At 71.3% G+C, this 15,802-nt stretch carries 14 protein-coding genes; 12 read left to right on the top strand and 2 right to left on the bottom strand.

Going from position 1 to position 15,802, the window contains the following annotated elements; all coding sequences use genetic code 11:
• Window positions 1–83: 83 nt before the first annotated feature.
• From NX794_RS26330 to NX794_RS26315, 4 genes are read left to right on the top strand one after another with little or no spacing between them, the layout of a single operon-like run.
• Window positions 84–1,394 carry a DUF6716 putative glycosyltransferase gene (locus NX794_RS26330; RefSeq protein ID WP_258781478.1) on the top strand — a complete coding sequence of 437 codons (1,311 nt, stop codon included), beginning with the start codon at window positions 84–86 and terminating at the stop codon, window positions 1,392–1,394.
• Window positions 1,395–1,435: 41 nt separating this feature from the next.
• Complete coding sequence (locus tag NX794_RS26325; RefSeq protein WP_258781581.1) at window positions 1,436–2,701, top strand: acylneuraminate cytidylyltransferase; 1,266 nt, start codon at window positions 1,436–1,438, stop codon at window positions 2,699–2,701.
• Between the two features lie 13 nt (window positions 2,702–2,714).
• Entirely contained in the window at window positions 2,715–3,653 is a 939-nt protein-coding gene (locus NX794_RS26320) for an N-acetylneuraminate synthase family protein (protein WP_258781477.1), read from the top strand.
• A gap of 35 nt (window positions 3,654–3,688) precedes the next feature.
• Window positions 3,689–4,837 (top strand): hypothetical protein, encoded by a 1,149-nt coding sequence (locus tag NX794_RS26315; protein ID WP_258781476.1) that lies wholly within the window; start codon window positions 3,689–3,691, stop codon window positions 4,835–4,837.
• 16 nt (window positions 4,838–4,853) lie between these two features.
• On the opposite strand, the gene NX794_RS26310 is transcribed toward NX794_RS26315, so the two are convergent.
• A complete protein-coding gene (locus tag NX794_RS26310) occupies window positions 4,854–5,765 on the bottom strand; it encodes an alpha/beta hydrolase family protein (RefSeq protein WP_258781475.1) in 912 nt (303 codons plus the stop codon).
• Window positions 5,766–5,867: 102 nt separating this feature from the next.
• Here NX794_RS26310 and NX794_RS26305 point away from each other — a divergent pair, with 102 nt between their 5' ends.
• Together NX794_RS26305 and NX794_RS26300 are read left to right on the top strand one after the other, a co-directional pair.
• Window positions 5,868–6,437 (top strand): TetR/AcrR family transcriptional regulator, encoded by a 570-nt coding sequence (locus NX794_RS26305; protein WP_258781474.1) that lies wholly within the window; start codon window positions 5,868–5,870, stop codon window positions 6,435–6,437.
• A gap of 313 nt (window positions 6,438–6,750) precedes the next feature.
• Complete coding sequence (locus tag NX794_RS26300) at window positions 6,751–7,977, top strand: amidohydrolase (RefSeq protein WP_258781473.1); 1,227 nt, start codon at window positions 6,751–6,753, stop codon at window positions 7,975–7,977.
• Window positions 7,978–8,062: 85 nt separating this feature from the next.
• On the opposite strand, the gene NX794_RS26295 is transcribed toward NX794_RS26300, so the two are convergent.
• On the bottom strand, window positions 8,063–8,410 hold the full coding sequence (locus NX794_RS26295; protein WP_258781472.1) for a hypothetical protein: 348 nt from the start codon (window positions 8,408–8,410) through the stop codon (window positions 8,063–8,065).
• Between the two features lie 427 nt (window positions 8,411–8,837).
• Between NX794_RS26295 and NX794_RS26290 the strand changes: the two genes are divergently transcribed.
• The 6 genes from NX794_RS26290 to NX794_RS26265 all read left to right on the top strand — a co-directional run bounded on the left by NX794_RS26290 (window position 8,838) and on the right by NX794_RS26265 (window position 15,791).
• The gene (locus NX794_RS26290; RefSeq protein ID WP_258781471.1) at window positions 8,838–9,893 is read left to right on the top strand and encodes a BMP family lipoprotein; all 1,056 of its coding nucleotides are present in this window, start codon (window positions 8,838–8,840) and stop codon (window positions 9,891–9,893) included.
• Between the two features lie 203 nt (window positions 9,894–10,096).
• On the top strand, window positions 10,097–11,623 hold the full coding sequence (locus NX794_RS26285) for an ABC transporter ATP-binding protein (RefSeq protein WP_258781580.1): 1,527 nt from the start codon (window positions 10,097–10,099) through the stop codon (window positions 11,621–11,623).
• Window positions 11,620–12,747 carry an ABC transporter permease gene (locus tag NX794_RS26280; protein ID WP_258781470.1) on the top strand — a complete coding sequence of 376 codons (1,128 nt, stop codon included), beginning with the start codon at window positions 11,620–11,622 and terminating at the stop codon, window positions 12,745–12,747. Before NX794_RS26285 ends, NX794_RS26280 begins: the two co-directional genes overlap by 4 nt.
• Window positions 12,747–14,033, top strand: a complete 1,287-nt coding sequence (locus NX794_RS26275) for an ABC transporter permease (RefSeq protein WP_258781469.1) — start codon at window positions 12,747–12,749, stop codon at window positions 14,031–14,033. Before NX794_RS26280 ends, NX794_RS26275 begins: the two co-directional genes overlap by 1 nt.
• Complete coding sequence (locus NX794_RS26270; protein WP_258781468.1) at window positions 14,030–14,434, top strand: cytidine deaminase; 405 nt, start codon at window positions 14,030–14,032, stop codon at window positions 14,432–14,434. Before NX794_RS26275 ends, NX794_RS26270 begins: the two co-directional genes overlap by 4 nt.
• Window positions 14,435–14,507: 73 nt before the next feature.
• Window positions 14,508–15,791, top strand: coding sequence for a thymidine phosphorylase (locus NX794_RS26265; RefSeq protein WP_258781467.1), 1,284 nt, complete (start codon window positions 14,508–14,510; stop codon window positions 15,789–15,791).
• The last annotated feature ends 11 nt before the right edge of the window (window positions 15,792–15,802 follow it).

Below are 15,802 nucleotides of genomic sequence, written 5' to 3'. Positions count from 1 at the left end.
TTCGCCATTCGGCGACGTTCTGTTAACCGTTTGTTGCTTTCAGGTTGGGCCGCTCCTCGAAATCGCTTCCTAGCGTCTGTGACGTGCCAGCCAGTGCAACGAAGTCCCCGCGGGTAGCCGTCATCGCGGACTCCGACACCCGATGGAAGTGGGGCGCGCTCACCGCGCAGCGCCTCGCTCCCACGGCTGCCGGGAGCCGGCTCGACGGCTACCTCCTGCGAGGACGAGCCACCCCCACCGCCCGCCAGCTCCAGGAGGTCGGCGTCCAGGCGGACTCCCTCCGGGAGGTCACCGGCGCCGAGTTCCTGCGCGCCATGACCGAGGAGGCGCCCGACGTCCTCGTCCTCGCCCTGGTCGGCGGCGGTGTGCAGGCGATGCTGCACGGGCTGCGCAACGCCTGGGGCTCCGGCCCGCGCCCCGTCGTCGTCACCGGCTACGTCGGCGTCGTCTACGAGAAGCTCGCCGACGGCCTGCTGCTACGGCACGGCGCGGACCTGGTCCTCGCCAACTCCCGGCACGACGCCGACCGGTTCCGGGCCGTGTACGAGGGGGTGGGCGCCGACGCCTCCTCGGTCACCGAGGTCGCGCTGCCCTTCCTGGGCGGGGCGCCGTACACCGGTGAACACCAGCCCTACACCGTGGTGTTCGCGGCCCAGCCGTCCGTGCCGGACAACCGCCGCGACCGTACCTACCTGCTGGACCGGCTCGTCCAGCACGCCCGCCGGCACCCCGACCGCGAGGTACTGCTCAAGCTGCGCTCCCGGCCCGGCGAACACACCACGCACATCGAGGAGTTGCCCTACCAGAAACTGGTCCAGGGCCGAGACGTGCCCGCCAACTTCCGGCTGGTGTACGGGCACATGGGCGAGGTGCTCGACCGTACCGACCTGCTGGTCACCGTCAGCTCGACGGCCGCCCTGGAGGCCCTGCACCGCAGTGTCCCCACGGTCGTCCTGACCGACCTCGGGGTCCGCGAGGCGCTCGGCAACCACCACTTCACCGGCTCCGGCTGCCTGGCCTCCTGGGACCAGCTCGACGCCGGGCACCGGCCGGTGCCGGACGCGGAGTGGGTGGCCCGGCAGGGCGTCGCCGCCGACGGGTCGTACGACACGGCCTTCGACACCGCCCGCGAACGCATCGCGAGACTCCTCGACCGCCCCGGCGCCCTGCCGCCCCTGAACCCCTACTACACCCCCGAGACCGCCCCCGGCTATCTGCCCGGCATCCTGGCCCGCCACCACCTCGGCCCCGACGGCGCCCCGCTGCCCGGCGCGCCCGCCGCCGACCGGGCGCCCGGACCCGTCCGCCAGATCGTGCGCCGCGCCGCCCGCGGCGCCTACCGCCACGGTGTGCAGCGGGTCGCCCCGGTGATCCGGCGGATGGGGGAGCTGTGACCTCTCCCCAAGGAGGAGACCCCATGTCCCACCCGGACCCCATGTCCCACCCGGAAACGGGCCGCGGCGCCGAGGTGCGCCGGGTGCTCGCGGTGATCCCCGCGCGCGGCGGCTCCAAGGGCGTACCGGCCAAGAACCTCGCCCCCGTCGGCGGCGTCCCGCTGGTGGCCCGCGCGGTGCGCGAGTGCCGGGCCACCCGGCTCGTCACCGACGTGGTCGTCTCCACCGACGACCAGGCCATCGCCGCCGCGGCCCGGCAGGCCGGCGCCGAGGTCGTGCTGCGCCCCGCCGCCATCGCCGGCGACACCGCCACCTCCGAGGCCGCCGTCCTGCACGCCCTGGACACCCACGAGGCCCTGCACGGCGCCCGCGTCGACGCGGTGCTGCTCGTGCAGTGCACCAGCCCCTTCATCGTCCGCGAGGACATCGAGGCGGTGGCCGCGGCGGTCGTCGAGAACGGCGCCGACACCGCCGTCACCGTCGCGCCCTTCCACGGGTTCATCTGGCGGGACGCGGACGAGGGCGTGGCCGCCGACCCGGCCGGAGTCGACGCCCCCGGTGTGAGCGGTGGTTACGGCGTGAACCACGACAAGTCCTTCCGCCCCCGCCGCCAGGACCGCCCCCAGGACCTGCTGGAGACCGGCGCCGCCTACGCCATGGACGCGGCCGGCTTCCGCGAGCACCGGCACCGCTTCTTCGGCCACACCGAGCTGGTGCGCACCGACCCGGCCCGGGTGCTGGAGATCGACGACCCGCACGACCTGGCCCGCGCCCGCGCGCTGGCCCCCCTCTTCGACGCGGACCGCCCCGGTTCGCTGCCGACCGCCGCCGACATCGACGCGGTCGTACTGGACTTCGACGGCACCCAGACCGACGACCGGGTGCTGATCGACTCCGACGGACGGGAGTTCGTCTCCGTGCACCGCGGCGACGGACTCGGCATCGCGGCGCTGCGCCGCAGCGGCCTGAGGATGCTGATCCTGTCCACGGAACAGAACCCGGTGGTCGCCGCCCGCGCCCGGAAGCTCAGGCTCCCGGTGCTGCACGGCGTCGACCGCAAGGACCTCGCCCTCAAGCAGTGGTGCGAGGAGCAGGGCATCGCGCCGGAGCGCGTGCTCTACGTCGGCAACGACGTCAACGACCTGCCGTGCTTCGCCCTCGTGGGCTGGCCGGTCGCCGTCGGAAGCGCCCACGACGTCGTACGCGGCGCCGCACGCGCGGTCACCACCGTCCCCGGCGGCGACGGCGCGATCCGAGAGATCGCCAGCTGGATCCTCGGCCCCTCTCTCGATTCCCTCCCCAAGTAAGGACATCTCCCTGATGAGCACCAACTCCCGTCTGCGCCAGTTCGGTTCGCGCGAGGTCGGCCCCGGCCGCCCCGTCTACATCTGCGGCGAGATCGGCATCAACCACAACGGTGAGCTGGAGAACGCCTTCAAGCTGATCGACGTGGCCGCCGAGGCCGGCTGCGACGCCGTGAAGTTCCAGAAGCGCACCCCGGAGATCTGCACCCCGCGCGACCAGTGGGACATCGAGCGCGACACCCCCTGGGGCCGCATGACCTACATCGACTACCGCCACCGCGTGGAGTTCGGCGAGGACGAGTACCGCCAGATCGACGCGTACTGCAAGGAGAAGGGGATCGACTGGTTCGCCTCCCCGTGGGACACCGAGGCCGTCGCCTTCCTGGAGAAGTTCGACCTGCCCGCCCACAAGGTGGCCTCCGCCTCCCTGACCGACGACGAGCTGCTGCGCGCCCTGCGCGCCACCGGCCGCTCGGTCATCCTCTCCACCGGCATGTCCACCCCGAAGCAGATCCGGCACGCGGTCGAGGTGCTCGGCTCGGACAACATCCTGATGTGCCACGCCACCTCCACCTACCCGGCGAAGGCCGAGGAGCTGAACCTCCGCGTGATCAACACGCTGGAGAAGGAGTTCCCGAACGTCCCGATCGGCTACTCCGGCCACGAGACGGGCCTGCAGACCACCCTCGCCGCCGTCGCCCTCGGCGCCGTCTTCGTCGAGCGCCACATCACCCTCGACCGCGCCATGTGGGGCTCCGACCAGGCCGCCTCGGTCGAGCCGCAGGGCCTCACCCGCCTGGTCCGCGACATCCGCACCATCGAGGCCTCCCTCGGCGACGGCGTCAAGAAGGTCTACGACTCCGAGCTGGGCCCGATGAAGAAGCTGCGCCGCGTCGCCGGCGTCGTCGCCGAGGCGGACATCGCCGCTGCGGCGGGCGAGCCGGTCTCGGTGTGAGACCAGGACACTTACGACGGGACGGTCGTACGCCGATGAGCCCCCGCGCCGGTCACGCCGGCCACCCTCCCCGCACGCTCGCCTTCGTGGAGAGCCCGGTCCAGCTGCTCAACGTGCTGGAGTGGGCGCACCTGCGCGGCCTGCACGGCGCGGACCCGGACCCGCTGCCGTCCGTGCCCTCGCAGATACGGCGGACGGTGGCCGGGGGGCCGCCGGGGGCCGGCGCGGACCTCACCGTCGTCGTCCTGTCCCCGACCGACCCCATGACCCGGGGCCAGCTGCGCCGCATGGCCGACCTGGCCCGGGACGAGGGGTACCGGGTGCGCTGGGAGGAGGCGCGGGGCGGCACGACCGCGCCCTTCCACACCATCGGCGGCCTGGCGGGCTCGCTGCGCCGGGCCGACCGGATCGTGATGGGCGACCCCTTCTCCCGCTACGTCCAGCTGCTGCTGACCATCACCCGGGCCCGTGACCTGGTCGTGGTGGACGACGGCACCGCGACCATGGAGTTCGTCGCCCAGCTGGCCCGGGGCGAGCGCCTGGTGCGCTGGCACCGCAAGGGCGGCCGTCCGGGCCCCCGCGACCTGCTCTTCGCGCCGGTCTCCTCCTCGGCCCGCCGCCGCCTCACCCCGAGCGCCCACCGCCGGGTGGAGGTCTTCTCCTCCATGCCGGTCACGGAGACCCCCGAGGGCGTGACGGTCACCGCGAACGACTTCGCCTGGACCCGGGCCCGCTTCGGCCCGCCGCGCATCACCAAGGGCGCGGACCTGGTCGGCACGTCGCTGGTGGAGACGGGCGTGGTGGACGCCGACCACTACCTGGAAGCCGTCCGCGCCCTCGCGAAGACCCACGGCGCCACCCGCTACTTCGCCCACCGCCGCGAGAGCACCGACAAACTCCACCGCCTCGCCACCGAGACCGGCCTGGAGATCGTCCGCCCCGACCTCCCCCTGGAACTCATCGCCCGCCGCGGCCCGATCGGCCGCACCATCCTCAGCTTCCCCTCCACCGTCGTCCACACCCTCCCCCTCGCCCTCACCGGCACCGGAGTCCGCGTGGCCGTCTGCGACATCGACCCCACCTGGCTCACCGACTCCGCGTCCCCCCGGGCGCAGGGGTTCCTGTCGGGGGTCACGGGGACGGCGCGGGATGTGCATCGGCTGGCGGCGGTGGGTCTGGCGTAGGGGTGGGGGCGCGAGTTCACTTGCCGGAGATGCTCCACGCCCCGTCGCCGGCCTCAGCGGCGTTCTGCAAGGCAGCCCACGCGGTGACGTCGAGCTGGAAGGCGTCGAGGAGGTACGCGGAGACCGCCTCGGCCACGAGGGCGACCCGGGCGGGGTCCTCGTCCGTGGTCTCGGCGACCATCTCGCCGGCGATGCCGCCCAGGGTGTGCTCACCCTCGGCGAGGGTGAGCAGGCTCTTCGGGGCCGGGCTGAGGTGGTAGGCGTCAGTGAACCAGTCCGGCCCGCGGGTGGAGAGCTGGGACTGGTCCTTGCCGCCCGCGACGACCAGGGCCGGAGTGGTCATGGCGGAGTAGTCCGGCCGCATGAACGGAAGGTGCTCGGCGGCGAACGGGGTGAGGGTGTCGCCGGTTCCGGTCGCGGCGATCAAGGCCCCGGCCGCGACCTCGGGGTGGGAGAAGCTCTCACCGGGAACGCCGTCGGCGTCGAGCACGCGCGCGCCGAGGAGCGCGCCGGCGGTCTGGGCGCCCCAGGAGTGGCCGACGACCGCGACGCGCTCGCGGTCGACGCGAGTGTCCAGGCCGCCGGCCTGGAGAAGGATGTCGCCGAGGCCGTCGAGGACCGCGTGGAGGTCGGCGATCCGGACGCGCCAGATGGTGGCGAAGCGCGGGTCGTCCCACCCGATGCCGTTGCGGCGGGAGTCCAGGTGGGTGGGCTGTACGACGACGAATCCGGCGGCGGCCCACCGGTCGACGAGCGGTTCGTAGCCGTCCAGGGACCACGCGTTGCCGTGGGAGAACACGATGACGGGCAGGCTCCGGCCCGACAGTGGGGCGGTGACCTTCACCTGCAGGTCGACGCCGCGGCCGGGCGCGGGAACGGTGATGGGCTTGACCGAGACGATCCGTCGGCCGAGGTGACTGGAAGACATGGGGGACCTGCGCCTTCTCCATGGGACAGCTCTGCCATACTTTGGCGGAGCGCTGTTCCGCCAACTTAGCGGAACATTGTTCCGCGAGTAAAGGGAGGCCTTGTGCCGGAACCGGTCGGAGTACGCCAAGCCCAGGCGCAGCGCACCCGTGGCGGTGTGCTGGCGGCCGCGGCGGCGGTCTTCGTGGACCAGGGCGTCCAGGCCCCCATCCGCGACATCGCCGAGCGCGCCGGGGTCGGCGTCGGCACGATCTACCGCCACTTCCCGACCCGGGCGGACCTCGTCACCGCCGTCTACCGGCACCAGATCGACACCTGCGCCGCACTCGCGCCCCGGCTCCTGGCGGAGTCGGACTCCCCCTTCACCGCGCTGACCCGCTGGGTGGACGCGTTCGTGGAGTTCCTCGTGACCAAGCACGGCCTCGGCGCCGCACTCGGGTCCGGTGACGCGGGCCTGGAAAACCTCCACAGCCTCATGCTCGACACCCTGGTGCCGGCCTGCGCGACCCTCCTGGACGCCTGCGCCGCCGTCGGCGACTTCATCCCCGGCGTCACCGCCTACACGCTCATGCGCGCCATCGGAAACCTGTGCATCACCGGCCCGGACTACGAACAGGCCGACGCCAGGCAGATGGTCGCCGTCCTCCTCGCGGGGTGCCGGGGCAAGGCGTAAGGGTCCGGCCGTCCAGGGTGATCGGGACGCCCCTCTCATGGAGCAGCGCGGTGACATCACCGGGGCCGCTGCCGGGGTCCGCCATCGGGGCGTCGGCCACCGGCCCCGCTGTGGTCCGGTTCGTGGACATGGCGAGCGTGACTGCGGTGAGGCGTGGTATCCGTGGAAGGAGAGGAAACAGAGGTTTTACCCACCCGAATACGCCGCCATGCGTCCGCTGCTCAGATTTTCTTCCCCTAACGGGCTGAACTTTTGTTGAACGAGGGGTAGTTGATCACTCGGGCGTCCTACCCTTCAGAGGGTGAAGCAATTGATGTCCCTAGAGTCCGAGGCCGGCCTCCCGGGGGATGTGCTCCCCGGCGTGCTGAGCGAGTCCCTGCACGCCGAACTCGTCGCCTTCCGCCGCGACTTGCACATGCACCCCGAGCTGGGCAACCAGGAGTTCCGTACCACCGCCGCGATCAAGGAGCGGCTGGAGCGCGCCGGGCTCCGGCCCCGTGTCCTCAGCAGCGGAACCGGACTCGTCTGTGACATCGGCCTGCCGGAGGGCGGCCGGACCGCCGTACCGCTGCTCGCGCTGCGCGCCGACATCGACGCCCTGCCCATCCCGGACACCAAGAGCGACTGCCCGTACCGCTCCACCGTCCCCGACCGGGCGCACGCCTGCGGCCACGACGTGCACACCACCGTCGTGCTCGGCACCGGACTGGTCCTCGCCGACCTGCACGCCAAGGGCCTGCTGCCCCGCCCGGTACGGCTGATCTTCCAGCCCGCCGAGGAGGTGCTGCCCGGCGGCGCCCTGGTCGCCATCGAGGACGGCGCGCTGCACGGGGTCGGCCGGATCCTCGCCGTGCACTGCGACCCCAAGGTCGAGGCCGGCCGGATCGGTCTGCGGCACGGCCCGATCACCAGCGCCTGCGACCGCCTGGAGGTCACCCTCGACGGCCCCGGCGGCCACACCGCCCGCCCGCACCTGACCACCGACCTGGTCACCGCCGCCGCCCGCGTCGCGGTCGACGTGCCCGCGCTGGTCGCCCGCCGTGTCGACACCCGGGCCGGGCTCGCCCTCACCTGGGGCCGGATCGAGTCGGGCCACGCCCCGAACGTCATCCCGCAGCACGCGGAGCTGTCCGGCACCGTGCGCTGCCTCGACCTGGAGGCGTGGCGCGAGGCCCCCGACATCGTGCACGCGGCGATCGACGAGGTCGCCACCCTGCACCGCGCCAAGTCCGAGATCACCTACGTGCGCGGCGTCCCCCCCGTCGTCAACGACAAGGAGTCGGCCGACCTGCTGCGCCGGGCCATGGCCGCGCGGCGCGGGCGGGACTCCGTCGAGAGCACCGAGCAGAGCCTCGGCGGCGAGGACTTCTCCTGGTACCTGGAGCACGTCCCCGGCGCGATGGCCCGGCTCGGCGTCCGCCGCCCCGGCGAGCGCGTCGCGCGCGACCTGCACCAGGGTGACTTCGACGCGGACGAGTACGCGATCACGGTCGGCGTCGAGATGTTCACCGCCGCGGCCTTCCTGGAGAGCGAGAGCTGACCCGCGCGACGCAACGGACGGGCCTCCCGGCGGCGTGCCGGGAGGCCCTGGAGAAGTCAAGCGGGAGTTCCCTCGACAGCCGGCGTCATGCCGGCTCGTCGGTAACCACCTTGATCGAGTAGACGCCGATGCCTGTGTGGCCGGGGTCCGAGCTGCACACCGCCTTGGACGTCTCACCCTTGCGGGTGTTGACCCACGGGCCCTCTCGGTTGAACTTCTTACCGTCCGGGCCTATGCACACGGCCACGACCCGATGCGTGGAAAAGCGCGTCTCCCCGCCCGTGCACTTGCCGTACGCGGTGCCTCCGTTGGAGGACTTCCACGTGGTGCACGTCGACTCCGCCACGGCGGGCGATGCGGACACGGCGACGAGCGCGGCGCCGGAGGCGATGCCGAGGCCCACAGCGGCCGAAATGGTCTTGCGGAAGTTCACGGGTGTTCCCCCTGCTGATGATGATCGGTGATCGGCAATGGTCAGTAGCCGAAGATCGCGGGTCGACTGTAGTCACCGAGTTACAGAGGGTGCAAGGGATTTGATCAAAGGGGATCATGGTCAGGCCGTCCGGCGACGGTGCCGCGCAGCGTGACGCGCCTGCCGGACAGTGTTCCGGCAGGCGACGCAACACACTCGTAAGCCAATCGGACACGCTGCGCAACAGGGCCGTGAGAGGGCCGAGAGTCCGTGTTCAGGTGCTGTTTGCCTCGAATCGATAACGGCTTCGGTAGGGGGTTTTTCGCGACATCTACGCGCGTTACGATGCCGCGAAGCCGACGCCAATGGGGGCGTCCCGGCTGGAGCGCTGTCACAGTGCTCCCATCAAGCGCCGACACGGCGCTCAGGTCAGGTGAAGGAGCCTCCCGTGCGCCGGGTAGCCAAGCTTTCCGCTGCGTGTATCGCCACCGCAGCTCTCGCCGTCACTGCCACCGCGTGTGGCAGCACCTCCTCCGACAACGACACCGACTCGTCCTCCACGGGCGGCAAGGGCGGCATCAAGATCGGTCTCGCCTACGACGTCGGCGGCCGCGGCGACCGGTCCTTCAACGACTCCGCCGCGCGCGGTGCCGACAAGGCCAAGTCCGAGTTCGGCGGTTCCATCAAGGAGCTGACCGCGAAGTCCTCGGACACCCCGGCCGACCGCGAGCAGCGCCTCTCGGACCTGGCCCAGGCCGGCTACAGCCCGATCATCGCCGTCGGCTACACCTACGCGCCCGCGGTCGCCAAGGTCGCCAAGCAGTTCCCGAAGACGTCGTTCGGCCTGATCGACGCCGTGGTGGACGGCAAGAACGTCGACAGCATCACCTTCACCGAGGAGCAGGGCTCCTACCTGGCCGGTGTCGCCGCCGCGCTGAAGACGAAGAAGGACCACGTCGGCTTCATCGGCGGTGTCGACAGCCCGCTGATCAAGAAGTTCGAGGCGGGTTACGTGCAGGGCGTGCACGACACCAACAAGAAGATCAAGGTCGACACCCAGTACCTGTCGCACGGCTCTGACACCTCCGGCTTCGCCAGCCCCGACAAGGGCGAGCAGGCCGCGCAGGGCATGCTGGACAACGGCGCCGACGTGATCTACTCGGCGGCCGGCTCTTCCGGCAACGGCGCGATCGAGGCCGTCAACGGCGTCAAGGGCGCCTGGGCCATCGGCGTGGACTCCGACCAGTACGAGATCCCGGGCCTGGCCAAGTACAAGAACTCGATCCTCACCTCGATGGTCAAGAACGTCGACGTCGGCGTCTACGACTTCGTCAAGTCGGTCAAGGACGGCAAGCCGCTGGCCGGCACCAACACCTACTCGCTTGAGAAGGACGGTGTCTCGCTGTCCACCAGCGGCGGCTTCCTGGACGACATCAAGGCCAAGCTGGACGCGGCGAAGAAGAAGATCGTCGACGGCTCGGTCAAGGTCAAGACCACCCCGTGACCTGACGGTTCCCGCCGTACCCGTGGCTCGGCGTGGGGGCGCCTTCCAGAGCTCCCCGCCGGGCCATAACAATGTGTCAACTCTACGCGTGTAGCGCGGAGTTGCCGCGCTAGCGTCGCCGACGCCTGCCACCTCCCTATGCAGCCCCTTTTCCCCGAGGAGAGTGCGCCATCAACGCGTCCAGCCCTCCCGCTGCCGTCGAACTGCGCGGCATCACCAAGCGCTTCCCCGGCGTCGTCGCCAACCGCGACATCGACATCACCGTCCGCACCGGCACCGTCCACGCCCTCTGCGGTGAGAACGGCGCCGGCAAGTCCACCCTGATGAAGATCCTCTACGGCATGCAGCAGCCGGACGAGGGCACCATCACGGTCGGCGGCGAACAGGTCACCTTCACCAACCCCGGCGACGCCATCGCCCGCGGCATCGGCATGGTGCACCAGCACTTCATGCTCGCCGACAACCTCACCGTGCTGGAGAACGTCGTCCTCGGCGCGGAGAAGCTGTACGGCATCGGCGGCAAGGCCCGTACGAAGATCCGGGAGATCTCCGACGCGTACGGCCTGGGCGTCCGCCCCGACGTGCTCGTGGAGGAGCTGGGCGTCGCCGACCGCCAGCGCGTGGAGATCCTCAAGGTCCTCTACCGCGGCGCCAAGACCCTCATCCTGGACGAGCCCACCGCCGTCCTGGTGCCGCAGGAGGTCGACGCGCTCTTCGACAACCTGCGCGAGCTGAAGGCCGAGGGCCTCACCGTCATCTTCATCTCCCACAAGCTGGGCGAGGTGCTCTCCGTCGCCGACGAGATCACCGTCATCCGGCGCGGCACCACCGTCGGCACCGTCGAGCCCCGGGGCACCACCCCCAAGCAGCTCGCCGAGCTGATGGTCGGCAGCGAGCTGCCCACCCCGGAGACCGCGGAGTCCACCGTCACGGACGTCCCGCTGCTGGAGGTGGCCGGACTGCACCTGGCGCAGACCGACCTCGAAGGCATCGAGCGGATCATCCTGGACCAGATCTCCTTCACCATCCACAAGGGCGAGGTCCTCGGCATCGCCGGTGTGGAGGGCAACGGCCAGTCCGAACTGGTCGAGGCGATCATGGGCATGCGCCGGCCCGACACCGGCACCGTCACCCTCGACGGCGCCGACATCTCGGCGACCCCCACCCGCGACCGCCGCGAGGCCGGCATCGGCTACATCCCCGAGGACCGCCACCGCCACGGCCTGCTGCTGGAAGCACCGCTGTGGGAGAACCGCATCCTCGGCCACGTCTCCGAGCGGCCCAACTCGCGCGGCCCGCTCCTCGACATCAAGGCCGCCCGCGCCGACACCGAGCGGATCGTGCGGGCGTACGACGTCCGCACCCCCGGTATCGACGTGACCGCGGCCTCGCTGTCCGGCGGCAACCAGCAGAAGCTGATCGTCGGCCGCGAGATGAGCCACGACCCCAAGCTGCTCATCGCCGCCCACCCCACCCGCGGTGTGGACGTCGGTGCCCAGGCCGCCATCTGGGACTACATCCGCGAGGCCCGCCGCGAGGGCCTCGCCGTGCTGCTGATCTCTGCGGACCTGGACGAGCTGATCGGCCTGTCCGACACCCTGCGGGTGATGTACCGCGGCCGCCTGGTCGCCGACGCCGACCCCGCCACGATCACCCCCGAGGAGCTGGGCTCCGCCATGACGGGTGCGGCCACCGGCCACCTGGAGCACACAGAGGACGACGAGCGATGAAGAAGCTGACCTCACGGATCGACAAGGAGCGGCTGCTCCTCGGGATCGCGGCGCCGGTGCTGGCGGTCGTCGCCGCCCTCGTCGTCACCGCCCTGGTGATCCTCGCGACCGGCAAGAACCCCGGTGCCGCCTTCAGCGACATGACGACCTACGGCTTCGCCAGCGACAGCCAGGTCTACATCCTGAACAAGGCGACGACGTACTACCTCGCGGGCGTCGCGGTGGCCATCGGCTTCCGGATGAACCTGTTCAACATCGGTGTCGACGGCCAGTACCGGCTCGCCGCGTTCGTCGCCGCCGTCCTCGGCGGCGCCCTCGCCGTGCCCGGCTGGATCGCCATCCCGCTCGTCATCATCGCGGCCATGGTGACCGGCGCCCTGTGGGCGGCCATCGCCGGCGTCCTCAAGGTGACCCGGGGCGTCAGCGAGGTCATCTCCACGATCATGCTGAACTCGATCGCCACCGCGATCATCGCCTACCTGCTCCAGCCCGGGAAGCTCGCCCGGCTCGAACAGGGCGGCACCGTCGTCTCGACCAAGCCGCTGCCCTCGTCGTCGTACTTCTTCACCATCGACGCCGGCCCGGCCGGTGAGCTGTGGGGCTTCATCGTCATCGCCGTCCTGGTCGGCATCGCCTACTGGTTCGTACTCGGCCGCACCCGCTTCGGCTTCGACCTGCGCACCGTCGGCCAGTCCGAGTCCGCGGCGAGCGCCAGCGGTGTCTCGGTGAAGAAGATGATCGCCACCAGCATGGTCATCTCGGGCGCGGTGGCCGGTCTGATCGGCATGCCCACCCTCCTCAACGACAGCCACGCCTTCAGCAACGACTTCCCGACGGGCATCGGCTTCACCGGCATCGCCATCGCACTGCTCGGCCGCAACAACCCGGTCGGGATCGCGCTCGGCGCCCTGCTCTGGGGCTTCCTGGAGCGCACCACCAACCACCTGGAATTCCAGGGCTACGACAAGGAAATCCTCGGCGTCATCCAGGGCGTCATCGTCCTGTGCGTCGTCATCGCCTACGAGGTCGTAGGCCGCTACGGCCTCAAGCGCCAGCAGCAGAAGGTCGGCGCCGAACTCGCCGCGCAGGCCGCCGCCGCGACGAAGAAGCAGGAGGTGGCGTGATGACTGCCACGATGACCGACGCGCCGCCGCCCGCGGCGCCCAAGGCCGACGGCGCCGCCCGGCGCTCGGGCCGCTCCCTCGGCCAGATCCTCGTGATCGTCGCCGGTGCGCTGCTGCTCCTGGCCGCGGTCCGGATGATCACCGGCTCCGACCAGCTCGACTCCGCCGGGCAGGTCGCCGCCGCGCTCGGCCTCGCCGTGCCCATCGGCCTCGCAGGGCTCGCCGGTCTGTGGTCCGAGCGGGCCGGCGTGGTCAACATCGGCCTTGAGGGCATGATGATCCTCGGCACCTTCGGCGCCGGCTGGATCGGCTGGCAGTCCAGCCCCTGGCTCGGCCTGCTGTGCGGCATCGGCTTCGGTGTCCTCGGCGGCCTCGTGCACGCCGTCGCCACCATCACCTTCGGCGTCGACCACATCGTCTCCGGTGTCGCCGTCAACCTGCTCGCGCTCGGCGCCACCCAGTACCTCGCCAAGCTGTTCTTCGCCGACGGCAAGGCGGCCGACGCGGGCGGCAACCCCAAGCAGTCCCCGCCCGCGGACTCGCTGCCGGACGTCACCATCCCCGGTCTGTCCGACGGCCTCGCGTCGATCGAGAAGCACCACTGGTTCCTGGTCTCCGACGTCGCCGGCATCCTCGGCGGTCTGATCACCAACCTGTCCGTGGTGACGATCCTCGCCGCGGTGCTGTTCGTCGCCAGCTGGTGGCTGCTGTGGCGCACGCCGTTCGGTCTGCGGCTGCGCTCCTGCGGCGAGAACCCGATCGCCGCGGAGTCCCTCGGCGTCAACGTCTACCGCTACAAGTACGCCGCCGTCGCGATCTCCGGCGGCCTGGCCGGCCTCGGCGGCGCCTTCCTCGCGCTGGTCACCTCCCACACCTACCTGGAGGGCCAGACCGGAGGCCGCGGCTACATCGGTCTCGCCGCGATGATCTTCGGCAACTGGCGTCCGGGTGGCCTGGCGATGGGCGCGGGCCTGTTCGGCTACTCCGACGCGCTCCAGCTGCGCAACGGCGGTGTCACCGTGCACGCGCTGCTCCTGCTGCTGGTCGTCCTGCTCGCGCTGCTGGCCGGGTGGAAGATGTACAAGAAGGCGCTGTGGCAGGGCGTCATCAGTGCCGTCATGGCCGCCCTCGTGCTGGTCTGGTACCTGCTCACCGACGAGGTCCCGAGCGACTTCGTGGGCGCCACCCCGTACGTCGTCACGCTGCTGGTGCTGTCGCTGTCCGCGCAGCGCCTGCGGATGCCGAAGGCGGACGGCATGCGGTACCGGAAGGGACAGGGCAAGTGACGACGGACGCGGCCGGCTTCGACTGGGAGGCGCTGCGCGCCGAGGCGCGGGAGGCCATGTCCCACGCCTACGCCCCCTACTCGGGCTACCCGGTCGGCGTGGCCGCGCTCGTCGACGACGGCCGCACGGTCTCCGGCTGCAACGTCGAGAACGCCTCGTACGGCATCGGCCTGTGCGCCGAGTGCGGTCTGGTCTCCCAGCTCCAGCGCACCGGCGGCGGCCGGCTGACCCACTTCACCTGTGTGGACGGCGCGGGCGCCCTGCTCGTGCCGTGCGGCCGCTGCCGCCAGCTCCTCTACGAGTTCGGCGGCCCCGACCTGCTGCTGGACACCCCCGCGGGCGTCCTGCCGCTCGCCGAGATGCTGCCCCAGGCCTTCGGCCCGGACCATCTCACCAAGTAACTCCCGTACGGCCCCTCTGACCTGCGCAGAGGGGCCGTACGGCTTCGCACCTCCCGGAAGGAAGCCATCGACCATGGCCATGGACGCCATCTCCGTCATCCGCACCAAGCGGGACCGCGGTGAACTGACCGACGAGCAGATCGACTGGGTCATCGACGCGTACACCCGCGGCGCCGTCGCCGACTACCAGATGGCCGCGCTCAACATGGCCATCCTGCTCAACGGCATGAACCGCCGTGAGATCGCCCGCTGGACGGCGGCCATGATCGCCTCCGGTGAGCGCATGGAGTTCTCCGCGCTGTCCCGCCCGACCGCCGACAAGCACTCCACGGGCGGCGTCGGCGACAAGATCACCCTGCCGCTGGCCCCGCTGGTCGCGGCCTGCGGCGCGGCCGTCCCGCAGCTGTCGGGCCGGGGCCTCGGCCACACCGGCGGCACCCTCGACAAGCTGGAGTCGATCCCCGGCTGGCGCGCCCTGCTCTCCAACGAGGAGATGCTGGACGTCCTCGACACCACCGGCGCGGTGATCTGCGCGGCGGGCGACGGCCTGGCCCCCGCCGACAAGAAGCTGTACGCCCTGCGCGACGTCACCGGCACGGTCGAGGCGATCCCGCTGATCGCGTCCTCGATCATGTCGAAGAAGATCGCCGAGGGCACCGGCTCCCTGGTGCTGGACGTCAAGGTCGGCACCGGCGCCTTCATGAAGACGATCGAGGACGCCCGCGAGCTGGCGTCCACGATGGTGGGCCTCGGCACCGACCACGGGGTGAAGACGGTCGCCCTCCTGACCGACATGTCCACCCCGCTCGGCCGCACTGCGGGCAACGCCCTGGAGGTCCGCGAGTCGGTCGAGGTGCTGGCCGGCGGCGGCCCGGCGGACGTCGTGGAGCTGACCCTGGCACTGGCCCGCGAGATGCTCGACGCGGCCGGCGTCAAGGACGCCGACCCGGCGAAGGCCCTGGCCGACGGCTCGGCGATGGACGTCTGGCGCCGGATGATCGCGGCCCAGGGCGGCGACCCGGACGCGGCCCTGCCCACCTCCAAGGAGCAGCACGTCGTCAAGGCCCCGGCCACCGGCGTCCTGACCCGCCTCGACGCCTACGACGTCGGCATCGCCGCCTGGCGCCTGGGCGCCGGCCGCGCCCGCAAGGAGGACCCGGTGCAGGCCGCCGCCGGCGTCGAACTCCACGCCAAGCCGGGCGACACCGTGACCGAGGGCCAGCCCCTCCTCACCCTCCACACGGACACCCCCGAACGCTTCGACTACGCCCTCCAGGCAGTCGAGTCCGCGTACGACATCGCGACCCCGGGCACGGCCTTCACGGCGAATCCGGTGGTGCTGGAGCGCATCGCCTGAGCCGGCACTTC

It is taken from the genome of Streptomyces pyxinicus (assembly GCF_024753135.1).
In the GTDB taxonomy this organism is placed as follows: domain Bacteria; phylum Actinomycetota; class Actinomycetes; order Streptomycetales; family Streptomycetaceae; genus Streptomyces; species Streptomyces pyxinicus.
Note: the sequence above shows the minus strand (reverse complement) of the source record. Positions and strands in the feature narration are given on the sequence as shown.

Coding starts and splice junctions, on each gene's coding strand:
- NX794_RS26265 (WP_258781467.1), top strand. CDS start 14,508: ATGGCCATGGACGCCATCTCCGTCATCCGCACCAAGCGGGACCGCGGT.
- NX794_RS26315 (WP_258781476.1), top strand. CDS start 3,689: ATGAGCCCCCGCGCCGGTCACGCCGGCCACCCTCCCCGCACGCTCGCC.
- NX794_RS26275 (WP_258781469.1), top strand. CDS start 12,747: ATGACTGCCACGATGACCGACGCGCCGCCGCCCGCGGCGCCCAAGGCC.
- NX794_RS26300 (WP_258781473.1), top strand. CDS start 6,751: ATGTCCCTAGAGTCCGAGGCCGGCCTCCCGGGGGATGTGCTCCCCGGC.
- NX794_RS26320 (WP_258781477.1), top strand. CDS start 2,715: ATGAGCACCAACTCCCGTCTGCGCCAGTTCGGTTCGCGCGAGGTCGGC.
- NX794_RS26325 (WP_258781581.1), top strand. CDS start 1,436: ATGTCCCACCCGGAAACGGGCCGCGGCGCCGAGGTGCGCCGGGTGCTC.
- NX794_RS26310 (WP_258781475.1), bottom strand. CDS start 5,765: ATGTCTTCCAGTCACCTCGGCCGACGGATCGTCTCGGTCAAGCCCATC.
- NX794_RS26280 (WP_258781470.1), top strand. CDS start 11,620: ATGAAGAAGCTGACCTCACGGATCGACAAGGAGCGGCTGCTCCTCGGG.